Raw genomic sequence first — 13,198 nt, 5'->3', positions numbered from 1 at the left:
GGATGGTGATAACCGGTGAACGCCAATATTTATTGGACGATTTATAACGATTACGCGGAGAAAATTCAGAACGGCGACATTTCTGCCGGCGCCAAAATTCCATCAGAGAGCGAGCTGGCGGAGAGCTACGGAACCTCAAGAGAAACGGTGCGCAAGGCGCTGGGTCTGCTGGCGCAGAACGGATATATCCATAAAGTTAAAGGCAAGGGGTCGTTCGTCCTCGATTTGGGCAAGATGAAATTCCCCGTCACAGGCCTGATCAGCTTTAAGGAAATGTCGGAGAAAATGGGCCGGAAATCCAGGACGCTTGTCTATAAGACGGAACTTGTTCCCGCATCCCGGACCATTGCCGCTCACTTGGATCTCAAAGAGGGGACGACGGTATGGGAAGTGATCCGGTCCCGCGAGATTGAAGGGGAGCGGGTCATTCTGGATAAGGATTATTTTGTGCCGGAAAGGGTAGGGACGCTGACTCCGGAAATCGCCGCAAGGTCGATCTACGATTATTTGGAGAACACATTGAAATTATCAATCAGCTATGCCAAAAAAGAAATATCAGCCGAGCCAGCCACCCCTGAAGACCGGACGCTGCTCGACCTGAAAAACCTGTCCCATGTCGTTGTCGTCCGGGGCTACGTGTATTTGGAAGATACGACGCTGTTTCAGTATACGGAGTCGCGGCACAGACTCGACAAATTCCAGTTTGTCGACTTTGCCCGCAGGGCGCATTAAGTGACTTTTTTCCCAAACTGTTTATCGTATAAGTCCTTGTAAACTCCGTTCTTATCCAGCAGCTGCTGATGCTTGCCTTCCTCGGCAACCCGGCCATCCTTGATAACAAGGATGTTGTCGGCGGACATAATCGTGGACAGGCGGTGGGCGATGACGAGGCTGGTCTTGTTCTGTAGCAGAACATGCATCGCCTGCTGCACATAAAATTCCGAGACGGTGTCAAGGGAAGAGGTCGCTTCGTCCATAATGATGATCGACGGATTTTTCAGCAGCACCCTTGCGATGGACAGGCGCTGTTTTTCTCCGCCCGACAGCTTGATCCCCCGGTTCCCCACAACCGTGTCGTAGCCGTCCGGCAGCTTCATGATAAAATCATGAATATAAGCGGCCTGGCAGGCCTGAGCGATCTCTTCATCGGTCGCTTCTTCGTTCGCATACAGTAGATTCTCGCGGATCGTTCCGTTGAACAGGTAAGTATCCTGGGTGACCAGACCGATGCTGGAACGCAGCGATTTCAACGTAATTGAAGCGATGTCTCCGCCGCTTATGCGGATGCTGCCCGAATCGGCATTATACAGCCGGGGGATGAGGTTCGTGATCGTCGTTTTTCCCGCTCCGCTCGGACCGACGAGGGCGGTCAGCGTGCCCGGCTCGGCCTTGAAGGAAATGTCCCGCAGCGCCGGCTTATCCGGCTGATAAGCGAAGCTGACATTCCGGAATTCGATGGCGCTTCCTGCTCCATTCAGGGAGTCGGCCCCCGGAGCATCGACAATCTGCGGCTCCATGTCGAAGTAATCGAAGATGCGCTCGAACAGGGCGACCGACCGTTTGATGTCCACATACAAATTCGTAAGCTGTCCCACGGGAGAGTACAATCTGCCGAGCAAGGACACAAAGGCGATAATGGCACCGATGGTGATCTCTCCCCGAATGAACAAATAGCCGCCGCAAAGGTAAATCAGCATGGGCCCGATGGAAGCGAAGGTATTCACCAGCATCATAAACCAGCGCCCGGCCATCGATTCCCTGATTTGCAGTCGCGTCGTCTCCGCGCTGACCGCTTTGAAGCGGTCCCGTTCCTGATCCTCCTTCGTAAACAGCTTCATCAGCATATAGCCGCTTAGACTGAGCGTTTCCTCGATAATGTGGTTTTGCTCGGAGATTTTCTCCTGCGTTTCTTTCGCCAGCTTCCAGCGGACGCTGCCCATTTTGCGGGTAGGCGCGACGAACAGGGGAACCACGAATACGCTGACCAGGGCCAGCTTCCAGTTCATCCAGAACAGCGTCCCCGCCGTCGTAATCAGCATCAGCAGATTGCTGGCAAAATTCACAATCGTTCCGCTGAACACCCCTTGAATCCCCGAAATATCGCTGGTCATCCGCGTAATAACCTCGCCCTGCTTCACATTCGAGAAGAACTGTAGCGGCATGCCTTGAAGGTGCCGGTACATCTGATTTTTCATATCAAAGATGATATTTTGCGAAATAAAAGCATTCAAATAGCTCTGGAGCACCCCCAGCAAGCCTGAAGCAACCGTCGCAGCAAGAGAGCCTGCAACCAGAAGAACGAGCAGGCGCAAGTCTTTGTCCGGAAGCGCGTGGTCGACGATCTGCTGAATGAGCAGAGGCGGCAGCAAGCCTAGAACGGAGGTAGCAGCGAGGATGGCCAGTACGACAAGAGTCTGCTTCCAATAGGGGAGAAAATAGCGGGAAATCCGCAGCAGCATCTCTTTGGAGAGGTCGGGCTTTTCCTGTGAGTCATCGAATTTCATTCTTCCGAGCGTGTATCCGCCATATCTTGACATATTGAATCACCAACTTTTTTTGATAGAGTTACAGCTTATCCAGCAGCCGTTGATGCATGTCCAGCAGGGTTCCGATTTCTTCAGCCGAGAACTGCCGCAAAGCTTGTTCAAGCGCCAGACGTGATTGATCTTCCCGGTCGAAGCGTTCGCACAGCTCTTCACCTGCGGGGGTAAGGCGGAGCAGCGTTTCTCTCCGGTCCTGCCGGGAGGTTTCGCGCACGGCCAGCTCTTTTTCAACGAGGGCGTCAATGTGCAGGCTGACCCTGCTCTTCGGCACGCGCAGCCGCTCGGTTACTTCTTTCTGGGTAAGCCCGGGAACGGAACGGATCAACCGGAGAATATCGAGCTGGTGGACCGTAAGTCCGGCTTCGGCGGCGCTTTGGTGGGCAAGCCTCTTGAGCTGTCTGGCAACGGAAAAAAAGGAATGGTAAACCTCTGCGGTATGACGGGGATCGTGCATTATGGTACGCTCCTCATTAGTTATCATAGTAAACAGTTTATAATAAAAACTAACTGAATGCAAAGCGAAGAGGCGGGAAGTGACTGCCGCCTACCATAAAATAGATGTTGATTATTTCCATAACAGGAATTTAAAATGAAGAAACAATAAATATTTTGGGGAGTATGCATGAGAAAAAAGATATTGATTGTTACGTTTGTGATTCTTTGTATTCTGTCTATTATCCTGATTTCGATTCCAAGACAAAATCCAGGTACTTATGTCTCTCGTCTTTGGCAGAACGGCAGTGACTGGGGAAACGTGAAGGTTCTCGATGTTCAGCACTTATCCGGTTATTCCGTTGTACATATCCAATATGAAGCGAAAAATCGATTTCAGCCGCCTGCCCGATGGGTTGTCAAAGATCGAACAAAGTTGAAAGATATGCCGCCGGGGAATTCATTTTCGCAATGGGAGGGGTATGTCTATCTTGTAAAGCAAGGACTATACTCCTGGCGAGTTATTCAATGAGGGGAAGTTCTGGAAACTTAAAGATTGATGAATTTTGCACATTCCCCCTCCCCCTCATATTTTCTACATATTTTAGCGTTAAAATGAAATCAAACAAGGGCGCTTCATCCCATCTTGGGAAGTGCGCTCCGCCGCTCTCTAACCAGAAATCCGGCTTACAGAAAAAGGAGGCAATACAAATGAAGAAGAAATTATGGATTGGCATCGGCGCGATCGCACTGACGCTTGGTATCGGCACCGCCGTATATGCCGCTGACACCGGCAACCCTGCATTTGAGCAGATGCTCCCCTTTATTAAAAAAATGCATCCGAGCCTGACCGACCAGCAGCTGAATGACATGTACAAATCCTGTGGAGAACAAAAAGGCAATATGGATAATATGATGAAATCCGGTTCCGGAATGATGAAGAATATGGGGAGCATGATGAACGGAAGCTCCATGATGTAAAAAGCTAAATTGTGACGGGTAAACGAGAATGGCGTGCGAATCGGGAGATTCGGCACGCTATTTTTTTACGTTGAATAGAAAGATTGTCTTTGTTTACTTTCAACTTACGTTACAAAACTTTCCCTTTTCTATACATAAATTAGAAGATAGTATTAGGTTATAATTTCAAAGGAGGGGACTTTTTGGAACGGAAATTACCTTTATTTATTGTTACCGGGGCGAGCGGTGTAGGGAAAACAACGGTCATGGAGGAGCTGCGAGTTCAATTGCCTGATTTTGTGGTATTCAGCACGGATATTGATAATTTTGGTACGACCGCTTCCAAGTTGGAATACCAGGATCGCTATAACTTGCTGCTTCATTTTGCTAGCGCTGTTGCCAAATCCGGAAGAGGAACGATTATTTGCGGGACGTTTATGCCCTGGGATGCGGAGAAATGTGATGTGTATCAAGCGTTTAGTGAACTTTGCTTTATTAACTTACATTGTGATGACAGCACCCGTAATCAACGTCTTCGTAACCGGGAGGATAAAGCGATGTGGACGGATGATATGTTAAAACAACATGAACAATTTGCCCAGTGGCTTCTCGACAATGCCGAAACCGCATACAACCCGCCGATGCCTACAATTGTCACAACGTCCACTCCACCAGCTGAAGTCGCGGAGCAAATAAAAAGATACGTTATGCAGAAATGGAATGAGCGGAATGTTACTTAAGCGATAAACAAATGAAATTTAACCTTTGACGGCGAAGCGGTCCATTACGAATTGCTATTGGATGATTTTAATTCACGATTTTCTTAACAATCTGAAATCTGGTTGGATTCTCGATCCAGATGGAAACCCCGTTCAAATAAATTTAGCTTAATTATACTAACGGGCAGTTGGTTACTTAAAGATTTCGTGAATATACGTTAAATAGTGTATTTTAAGAAGTTCGTAAATAAGATTTTAGACGACATTAATGCAAGTAATGGAATACACAAAAAATTTCGGGAGGAATATATGTCTAATAATCTTAGATTATATAGAGGATCTAATGAAGAAGCAGATTTTGTAAGAAATAAACTCATTGAATATAATGCCGTACAAGTTCCAAATGGCATCTACGAAGAAGTCAATCTATGCTTGAAGAATGATAACGGAGATATAATTGCAGGTCTTAACAGTGCTGTATGTTGGAATTGGATGGAGATTGATATTCTGTGGGTTGAAGAGAAAAATAGAAAAATAGGGCTTGGTAAAAGACTTATAGATGAAGCAGAAAAAATAGCGAGATCAAAAAATTGTACATTTATTAAGTTGAATACATTCAGCTTTCAAGCTCCTGAGTTTTATAAGAAATATGGTTATAAAGAAATTGCAATTATTGAGAATGCTCCACTTGGAAGTAATCATTATTACTTCAAAAAGGACTTGAAATGATGTAAGTATCCCGAGGAAGGCATTAACATCGTCTAACATAATATTCACACAGCGGGCCGGCTGGCGCCGCCCCTTGGTTCGCCCGATAAGGATAGAGCCGTGGGTAAATTCAGGCGAACAACCCTGCACCGGCTAAGATAGGAGGTATCTAAGCCGGTGAGGGTTCGTGAATACGAGAACGTTAGATGAAATACCTCCAAGGATTTAAAACATTAATAATCATCATATATTTTATCTTTGTATTCTGAAAGGAAAATGACATCAATGATTAAATTAGTTTTATTAAGTGATTTAACTGATGAAGAAAATAAAGAAATTGACCGTAGGTTGTTGAGTTTATTTGATGACGTTAACCCTTCAATCGGCTATATACCTTCATGTTCTGATTTGAATGGAAAATACTTTAAAAAAATATTAGAATATTACAACAAGCTTGGGATAGCAAAAGTAGACTATTTTGATTTGGATTTAGAGTACGATGAGCAGACATTTACTAATATATTTAATTACGATGCGATTCATTTATCGGGAGGCAATACTTTTTATTTTTTAAACCTTTTAAAGAAAAGAGATTTAGTGGAAACGGTGCGTAAGTATGTAAATAATGGTGGAATCCTAATTGGGGTAAGTGCCGGAAGTATTTTGACAACAAAAACAATTGAGATTGCAGGGTATGGAGAAGATGTAGACCAGAACAATGTTTGTATTGATGATTTGAATGCCCTGGGATTAGTCGATTTTGAGTTCATGCCTCATTGGGATGGATCGGAAGAAATAATAAACTCACTTAGAAATTATGCAAGAGCAAAAAACACGATTATCTATGCATGTAAAGATGGTGATGGAATTGTTATAGATAATTCAAAGATTGAACTAATTGGTGATATACGTATTATAGAATGAGTCCGATTTGATTAGCTGATTCGAAGAAGGCAGGTAAATCGCCTAACACCGTGTTCCCACTGCGGATCCTAATGGGTCCTTGGTCTGCAAGAGGATTTTCGAAAAAGTGGATCAGCAGACACACCTGTACCACCTAACCGCATCGCGGCCGGCCCTAACGGTCCTTACGGTGGGGAGGCGTCGGGAACACAACAACGTTAGGCGAAATGACCTAAACCATGAAAGGAGAAAAATATGTCTCAATTCCCCATATTAGAAACAGATAGATTTGTACTAAGACAGCTTAATCAAGACGATTCAAGAGAAATATTTCAATATTTCTCTTTGGATGAAGTTACGAAATTTTATGATCTAGAAAGTTTTACGAATATTGAACAAGCAGAAGAACTAATTCGTAGATGGAATCAAAGATTTGAAAAAAATCAGGGCATTCGCTGGGGAATCACTTTGCGATCGGAAAGCAGAGTAATTGGAACATGTGGATTTCATGGATGGATGAAAAATCATTATAAAGCTGAAATTGGATATGAACTAATACCAGAATATTGGCGGCAAGGTTATATGACTGAGGTGATTCAGAAGGCAATTGAATTCGGATTTAACAATCTTGGATTAAACCGTATTGAAGCATTTGTGGAACCAGAGAATGTGGGATCAAGAAGGGTGCTTGAGAAAATTGGATTTCGTGAAGAAGGGACATTGAAGGAACATTTTTATTGGAGGAATCGGTTTGTTGATACTGTCATATATGCATTACTTAAGAAAGATTATAAAGTGCGTTAAGTAGTGGGATTAATCAAAGAAGAAGTTACTTCGCCTAACACCGTATCTACGCTGAAGAGCCTGCGGCTCCTTGGTCTGCAGGAGTTGGGTTCGAGGAGGCCGGTTCAGCAGACAACCCTGCAATTTTGAAAACAGGCTGTAAAGTAACGGCTGTTGAGCTTGCTTGATGAAAAATTAGCTGAGTTTACAAAACAAAAGTTTTCACAATATTGGTTACCACAGGATATTGGTTTTACCAAAGTGCATAGTCTGTTAAAACACGGTGGTGCAGTTGCATTATTTATTTACGATACTATGGATTTATATTTAGGAAGAAATATTAACTAACAAAATAAGTATTTCCTTATGGCTAGTGGTAATTTCCGTGCACCACATCGCCTAACAAAGCTTCTTCGCAAGGGTGAGCAAAAAGAACGCTAAAAGTCATGGTAACAAAAAAAGAATATTAAGGAGTTAGTTGCTTTGAAACAAACATACAAAGAGTTTTTTCAAGACTATTATAAATCGTATAATGAATGCCTGTCATTATGGCCAGTCCCATACCAAACCGTTGATGTAACAACAAGTTTTGGTGACACACATGTTATTATATGTGGTTCAACTGACAAACCTCCATTAATTCTTTTGCACGGTTTGGGATTTAGCTCAACTATGTGGTATCCAAATATTGAAGGGCTAAGCCATGATTTTAAAATCTACTGTATTGATATAATTGGAGACACTAATAAGAGTGTCTTAAGCAGAAAGCCTGCTAGCAGGGTTGAATTAGCTCAATGGTTACATGAGGTTATTGTTGCACTTAACATAGACAAACCTAATATTGTAGGTTTATCTTATGGTGGATTTATTACACTTAATTTTGCTTATTATTACGCTGAATTCGTGAATAAAGTTATTTTACTTTGCCCCGCGGCAACTATTAAACCCTTTAAAATACAATTTTTTATCAGAATCTTCTCTCTATTATTGTTTTCCAAGGGTAAAGTGCTTCAAGGTTTCATGGACTGGATGTTTGGAGACCGGTACCAAGTTAACCCTATATTTCTAAAACAATTTGAAACAGGGGTAAGGCTAAGGCGATCATTAAGAGGAGAACGTACCAAGACTAATTTTAAATCTAAATCAACTTGGCCGACTGTTTTTACTAAAGAAGAGTTAAAAGAAATAAAGCCGAATGTATTATTACTAGTGGGAGATAAAGAGGAGATTTATAATCCTAGGAAGGTCATCGCAAGGGCGAAAAAATGGATTCCAAGAGTTCAAACCGTTCTTATTCCTAATGTCGGACATGGAATGTCTATGGAACAACCTGAATTAACTAACAATTACATAGTGAACTTTATAAATAATACATTAACAGATTTTAAGAGTGGTTCTTAGAAGTCTCCGACATTATCTAACACCCACGCTTCGGGCCTGACGGCCCTTGGTCTGCCAGAAGTAATACATGGAAGTAGAATCAACAGACAACCCTGGAGGCTAAGTCCGTCGGACCCGGGGCTGGCGCCCCTTAAGCCTCTCGGGTTCGTGAATGCGGAAACGTTATGCGAAATCAACGAAAGACTATAAAACCTATAATGAGGCGTTAAACATGGATGTAATGTCTTGGATCAAGTTAAATGTAGATACAACACACAATAAAATCGATGTGATCGTTAAATTTATATTTTCAAGGAATATCAATGAGACTTTTTCGTTTGGATTAGGTAACATGCTTGAGGTCTATGATATTAGCTGCAATCAATTCCCATGCACTTGGGAAACTAAAGATGACCTGGAATTGCCTTTCAGATTAGGGTTGCAGCAAATTAGTGTTGATTTACCGATGGAGTGCAATGTAATTGAATTAAGGTATTCAGGCAAAGTCAATGGATGGTCTACTAATATTGGACCAGATTGTGTTATGCTAAACTATTATTCTGCTTGGTATCCGATTTTTCTGACTAAAACCCGGATCAAGTTCAATGTTGAAATTGATGGATTACACGGCTTTCAATTGGTTAATAGCACTTATGATGAGGATAAGCGAGTATGGATTTACGGGACAACTTGTTTTGATTGTAATATTCTTGCTCTTGCTAATGGTGGCTTAACGGTACGTACAATGAATGATGTAACTATATATATCCACACAGGCCCATCCTTTGATAGAGACAATGAATTTGAAATTGCCCGTATTGCAGAGGAAATCATAAAGTTCTTCTCGACTTCATTGTTTCAAACAAAGATCACAAAAACTTTTAATTTAGTTATTGGTGTTACAAGCATGATTGAAGGAGAAACCATCGGGTATTGCCGTAATAATCTAATTGTTATGGGTAGTATTGAAGTGGTAAACAGTGAGGTTGCCCGTTTATTTGCTCATGAAATGGCTCATTTTTGGTGTCATGGTGCAGATAGCTCAACTTGGGAAGACTGGCTGAATGAAACGTTTGCCGAACATTCAGCATTATTATTTATTGAAGACAAATACGGAGAAGAGGCATATAACAACCGGATTCGCTACCACAATGAAGAAGCAGATGCAGCACCTGCGATTCGAACCCCAGATGGCAGAAGACCCCATGGAGTTCATTCGAAGGGTACAGTAATGATCCAAAATTTACGGAAATTATATGGAAGAGATAAAGTCTTTGAGTTAATAAGAATTTTTGAAGTTTTGAATCCGAAGACGACTGATCAATTTGTTACAGAGGTTCGAAATAAATTTGGAGATGAGATCTCAAATTATATATTTAAACACATTACGTAAACTTACTTAGTTAAAGTTCTTTATGGGTAACTCGGGGATGTCGTTGGCATCGCAAAACACCACATTCCCGCAGTAGATCTGACGGCCCTTGGTAACCAGAAGCATTTCAGAGATGCAAATTCAGGCGATACACCCGCACCACCTAACCGCGTCGCGGCTGATTGGGAGTCAGCTTCACCCTTGAGTCTGTGCTTCCTTAAGGTGGTGGGGCGTCAGGAATGCAAGTACGTTATGTGAAATCATTATAAGCCGAAAGCTATTAAAATATTAGGATGAGATGAAATGAGTAAAAGCTGGTCGTTCGAAGATCCAGAAAATTTAGCTGTATTTACAACGAGGGAAATCTTAGAACGAGTAAAACCTATAAAATACGTAAGTCATGATGAAGAAGATGGAGCCTGGCAATTTCACACGGGTGAACATACAAAAGAAGAAGATGCGAGAATTATTACATTAGAAGAGGCTACAAAGATCGATCCGAGTATTTTTGAACTAGCAAATTTGCCACTTGGCTGGATTGCCTTTAGGAGGGATAAAACAGAGGAATGGACTAGAGAAAAATATTAAATGGATTGATAAAGACAAGGGATAGACAACCCTAACGGGTTCGTGAATGCGGAAACGTTATGCGAAACCAACGAGAAACATTTAAACACATAGATTACTGGAGGAATTTATATGAAAGATATTATCCCCAACAATTATTTTTGGCAAGATGGGGTAATCAGATTGCGTGCAATACAACCTGAGGACTGGGAAGAGCACTATAACAATCGTTTTGATACACCCGCTCGAAGGTTAGTTGATTATGAAGTAGAATTACCCCCTACAATGGTTGAAGCTAAACGTTTTGCTGAAGAATTTGCAGATTTTTCGACTAACCAGGGTAGGATAATGTTTACTATCGAGAATTTTGAATGCGAAAACGTAGGAGGAATTAATCTTAATAGCATTGACGAAAGAAATGGAACTTTTAGTATTGGTATACAGATAAATCGGGATCACCGAGGTAATGGTTGTGGTACTAGAGCCATGAGAATTCTATTAAGATACGCATTTTTCGAAAGGAGACTTAATAAGTTTAATGTCTCTATTCTTGAAGGGAATGACGCCTCAGAGAAGATGATGAAAAAACTAGGATGTATTCAAGAAGGAATTCGTCGGCAAGTTGTTTATACCAATGGCAAATATCTAAATGAAATTCTCTTTGGAATGACTAAAGAAGAATTTGAACAGATGGAAGACAAGGTTTTAATTAAGTAGTTCAAAGAAGTCGTTGGAATTGCAAAACACCACATTCACGCATCGGAGCTACCGCCCCTTGGTTGTCAGATGTATAATCATGGAAGAAGCTCAGACAACAAACGCCCTTAGCCTAAGATAAGAGCTATCTAAGGCTGGGGCGTTTCGTGAATAATAGTATGTTGGAGAAGGAGTTGGGGAAATGTTACATTTAACTTGTACATATTTAATTGTGAAAGATATGGAAGAATCGATTTCATTTTATGAAACAGTCCTAGGGATCAAAGCACAATCAAGGAACATAAAGAGATGGGCTCAATTTGATTGTGGAAATACAATAGCATTATGGAATCCTGAATATGATCTCGAGCTAATTAGAAACAATGATGATTTAGAGGAGCATTTCAACAAGGAGTATTTATTGTTTAAGCAAAATAACAAAATAAATTACGGAAATAATATCATACTCAATTTTAACGTACCAGATCTTAAAAATGAATATGAACGTATCAAAGCTTTGAATATTGGTAGAGTAACAGAAATTTTGTACATAAATATAGTTCAACCCTACTATTGCTTTATACTTGAAGATCCGGATGGAAATATGCTTGAGATAACTGGACCATACAACAAATAATAGAAAAGAAGAATATTGTAAGATTCGAAGAAGGCAGAGACATCACCTAACATCGCATTCAACGCTGCGGGCCGGGCAAGCCAACTCTTGGTCCGGAAGAGACATTTCGAGGGAGCGGATTCACCGGACACATTCAATCGGCTGAGTGGCGGAGCCACCCGGCACTACGTGCCTTAAGCCGATTGGACCTCGTGAATACTGGAACGTTAGGTGAAAGATCAGCATTAAATTCGTTATGAGTATATCATCCGCAACGTCCTGTTGCTCGAATTGAGGAAAAATAATGAAAAATACAACGAATGTTTACTTTGTTAGGCATGCTCAATCTGACCACACTGTTCATAATGAGGAATTGCGACCGTTAACAGTGAAAGGCTTAGCAGATACAAAATTAGTTACAGTGGTATTAAGAGATAAAGATATTAGTGTAGTTTTCTCAAGTCCATATCAAAGAACAATGGATACAGTTAAAGACCTAGCAGAATATCTAAAGTTAAAAGTCAAATCAATTGACGGATTACGAGAGCGATTTGTCGGAGAATGGGTTGAGGATTTTAAACAATACTCAAAGAATCAATGGGATGATTTTGATTATAAGCTTGATGGTGGAGAATCATTGAGGGAAGCGCAAGAACGGAATATGAATGCACTATTGAAAATAATCAGGGAGAATGAAGGTAGCAATATAGTGATAGGGACACATGGAACAGCATTAAGTACAATCATTAATTACTATAACAAAGATTATGGATACAATGATTTTTGGAATATTATCGATCGTATGCCATATATAGTTCGCTTTCAATACCAGGGTGAAGAGGTGATATCAATAGAAGAAATAGAAATACAAGACTAATTTGAGGGCCGACATCTTGTCTTAATTCCAGGATGACCGATCCATCACATAACATTGCATTCAGCGCTGCGGGCCCTGACGTCCCCTTGGTATGCGAAGCTAGAGAGAGGAGGTTATGGCAGCAGACAACTCTGAGAGGCTAAGTCTTCGACCCGGCGCTGGCACACCTTAAGCCTCTCGGATTCGTGAATGCAATAATGTTATCGAAATCGAAGAAAGGAGTCAAAATGGAAATAACATTTAAAACCATTTATCCAAGAGCAAAACTTAGTTTATTCATTATGCTGATGATTGAAGGATGTCTATGCGTCGATCTATTAATTGGCAAAAGTAATAGTTTTACATACTTAAATGGGTTTATGATGTTCATCATTTTAGCTTATATAATTGCGATAATTAAACGACAATTTTTCACAAAGATGAGCATTACTTTAGGAACGGATTACGTAATATCTTCTAGTAATAAGAAGTATGATTCATCTCAGATTGAATGTATCTATATGAGTTACAGGAGGCTCGGCTTTAAGGTCAAGGGTAAGCGATTGGTTCCGATGGAACTATATTTTTATTTTGATAGGAGCCAGGAAATAAAAGGATTGGAGTTATTGAGAGAATGGGCAGAACATAACAAAAAAGAAGTGA

16 protein-coding genes are annotated in these 13,198 nt (G+C 41.4%); 14 read left to right on the top strand and 2 right to left on the bottom strand.

Annotated features, from left to right (window positions below; translation table 11 throughout):
* Nucleotides 1–15: 15 nt before the first annotated feature.
* On the top strand, nt 16–732 hold the full coding sequence (gene treR / locus G5B47_RS13905) for a trehalose operon repressor (RefSeq protein ID WP_165099022.1): 717 nt from the start codon (nt 16–18) through the stop codon (nt 730–732).
* Here the strand turns inward: treR and G5B47_RS13900 are convergent.
* Entirely contained in the window at nt 729–2,537 is a 1,809-nt protein-coding gene (locus G5B47_RS13900; protein ID WP_165099019.1) for an ABC transporter ATP-binding protein, read from the bottom strand. The genes treR and G5B47_RS13900 overlap by 4 nt on opposite strands.
* A 28-nt stretch (nt 2,538–2,565) precedes the next feature.
* A complete protein-coding gene (locus tag G5B47_RS13895; RefSeq protein WP_165099017.1) occupies nt 2,566–2,997 on the bottom strand; it encodes a MarR family winged helix-turn-helix transcriptional regulator in 432 nt (143 codons plus the stop codon).
* Nucleotides 2,998–3,165: 168 nt separating this feature from the next.
* On the opposite strand from G5B47_RS13895, the gene G5B47_RS13890 reads away from it, so the two are divergent.
* The 13 genes from G5B47_RS13890 (at nt 3,166) to G5B47_RS13830 (ending at nt 12,556) form a co-directional block, all read left to right on the top strand.
* Nucleotides 3,166–3,507: a hypothetical protein gene (locus G5B47_RS13890; protein ID WP_165099015.1), complete on the top strand. Its 342-nt coding sequence runs from the start codon at nt 3,166–3,168 to the stop codon at nt 3,505–3,507.
* A gap of 179 nt (nt 3,508–3,686) precedes the next feature.
* Complete coding sequence (locus G5B47_RS13885; RefSeq protein ID WP_165099013.1) at nt 3,687–3,956, top strand: hypothetical protein; 270 nt, start codon at nt 3,687–3,689, stop codon at nt 3,954–3,956.
* A gap of 182 nt (nt 3,957–4,138) precedes the next feature.
* Complete coding sequence (locus G5B47_RS13880) at nt 4,139–4,675, top strand: AAA family ATPase (protein WP_235957171.1); 537 nt, start codon at nt 4,139–4,141, stop codon at nt 4,673–4,675.
* 288 nt (nt 4,676–4,963) lie between these two features.
* A complete protein-coding gene (locus G5B47_RS13875) occupies nt 4,964–5,383 on the top strand; it encodes a GNAT family N-acetyltransferase (protein WP_165099010.1) in 420 nt (139 codons plus the stop codon).
* A 264-nt stretch (nt 5,384–5,647) separates the two neighbouring features.
* A complete protein-coding gene (locus G5B47_RS13870) occupies nt 5,648–6,286 on the top strand; it encodes a Type 1 glutamine amidotransferase-like domain-containing protein (protein ID WP_165099007.1) in 639 nt (212 codons plus the stop codon).
* Between the two features lie 234 nt (nt 6,287–6,520).
* Nucleotides 6,521–7,069: a GNAT family N-acetyltransferase gene (locus tag G5B47_RS13865; RefSeq protein ID WP_165099004.1), complete on the top strand. Its 549-nt coding sequence runs from the start codon at nt 6,521–6,523 to the stop codon at nt 7,067–7,069.
* Nucleotides 7,070–7,228: 159 nt separating this feature from the next.
* Nucleotides 7,229–7,396, top strand: a complete 168-nt coding sequence (locus tag G5B47_RS13860) for a hypothetical protein (RefSeq protein ID WP_165099002.1) — start codon at nt 7,229–7,231, stop codon at nt 7,394–7,396.
* 135 nt (nt 7,397–7,531) lie between these two features.
* Nucleotides 7,532–8,449, top strand: coding sequence for an alpha/beta fold hydrolase (locus tag G5B47_RS13855; protein WP_165098999.1), 918 nt, complete (start codon nt 7,532–7,534; stop codon nt 8,447–8,449).
* 211 nt (nt 8,450–8,660) lie between these two features.
* The gene (locus tag G5B47_RS13850; RefSeq protein ID WP_165098996.1) at nt 8,661–9,821 is read left to right on the top strand and encodes a M1 family metallopeptidase; all 1,161 of its coding nucleotides are present in this window, start codon (nt 8,661–8,663) and stop codon (nt 9,819–9,821) included.
* A 282-nt stretch (nt 9,822–10,103) separates the two neighbouring features.
* Nucleotides 10,104–10,388 (top strand): hypothetical protein, encoded by a 285-nt coding sequence (locus G5B47_RS13845; protein WP_165098993.1) that lies wholly within the window; start codon nt 10,104–10,106, stop codon nt 10,386–10,388.
* Between the two features lie 111 nt (nt 10,389–10,499).
* Nucleotides 10,500–11,084 carry a GNAT family N-acetyltransferase gene (locus G5B47_RS13840; RefSeq protein ID WP_165098990.1) on the top strand — a complete coding sequence of 195 codons (585 nt, stop codon included), beginning with the start codon at nt 10,500–10,502 and terminating at the stop codon, nt 11,082–11,084.
* Nucleotides 11,085–11,265: 181 nt separating this feature from the next.
* Nucleotides 11,266–11,700 carry a VOC family protein gene (locus G5B47_RS13835; RefSeq protein WP_165098988.1) on the top strand — a complete coding sequence of 145 codons (435 nt, stop codon included), beginning with the start codon at nt 11,266–11,268 and terminating at the stop codon, nt 11,698–11,700.
* 283 nt (nt 11,701–11,983) lie between these two features.
* Nucleotides 11,984–12,556, top strand: coding sequence for a histidine phosphatase family protein (locus G5B47_RS13830; RefSeq protein WP_165098986.1), 573 nt, complete (start codon nt 11,984–11,986; stop codon nt 12,554–12,556).
* Nucleotides 12,557–13,198: the final 642 nt, after the last annotated feature.

Source organism: Paenibacillus apii (assembly GCF_011043685.1).
Classification (GTDB): domain Bacteria; phylum Bacillota; class Bacilli; order Paenibacillales; family Paenibacillaceae; genus Paenibacillus_AQ; species Paenibacillus_AQ sabinae.
The sequence above is the reverse complement of the archived record's forward strand: the minus strand, read 5'-3'. Positions and strand labels throughout refer to the sequence as shown.

Excerpts from the sequence above, each read along its gene's own strand:
- G5B47_RS13900 (WP_165099019.1), bottom strand. The coding sequence starts at position 2,537 with ATGTCAAGATATGGCGGATACACGCTCGGAAGAATGAAATTCGATGAC.
- G5B47_RS13895 (WP_165099017.1), bottom strand. The coding sequence starts at position 2,997 with ATGCACGATCCCCGTCATACCGCAGAGGTTTACCATTCCTTTTTTTCC.
- G5B47_RS13890 (WP_165099015.1), top strand. The coding sequence starts at position 3,166 with ATGAGAAAAAAGATATTGATTGTTACGTTTGTGATTCTTTGTATTCTG.
- G5B47_RS13885 (WP_165099013.1), top strand. The coding sequence starts at position 3,687 with ATGAAGAAGAAATTATGGATTGGCATCGGCGCGATCGCACTGACGCTT.
- G5B47_RS13875 (WP_165099010.1), top strand. The coding sequence starts at position 4,964 with ATGTCTAATAATCTTAGATTATATAGAGGATCTAATGAAGAAGCAGAT.
- G5B47_RS13870 (WP_165099007.1), top strand. The coding sequence starts at position 5,648 with ATGATTAAATTAGTTTTATTAAGTGATTTAACTGATGAAGAAAATAAA.
- G5B47_RS13865 (WP_165099004.1), top strand. The coding sequence starts at position 6,521 with ATGTCTCAATTCCCCATATTAGAAACAGATAGATTTGTACTAAGACAG.
- G5B47_RS13850 (WP_165098996.1), top strand. The coding sequence starts at position 8,661 with ATGGATGTAATGTCTTGGATCAAGTTAAATGTAGATACAACACACAAT.
- G5B47_RS13845 (WP_165098993.1), top strand. The coding sequence starts at position 10,104 with ATGAGTAAAAGCTGGTCGTTCGAAGATCCAGAAAATTTAGCTGTATTT.
- G5B47_RS13840 (WP_165098990.1), top strand. The coding sequence starts at position 10,500 with ATGAAAGATATTATCCCCAACAATTATTTTTGGCAAGATGGGGTAATC.
- G5B47_RS13835 (WP_165098988.1), top strand. The coding sequence starts at position 11,266 with ATGTTACATTTAACTTGTACATATTTAATTGTGAAAGATATGGAAGAA.
- G5B47_RS13830 (WP_165098986.1), top strand. The coding sequence starts at position 11,984 with ATGAAAAATACAACGAATGTTTACTTTGTTAGGCATGCTCAATCTGAC.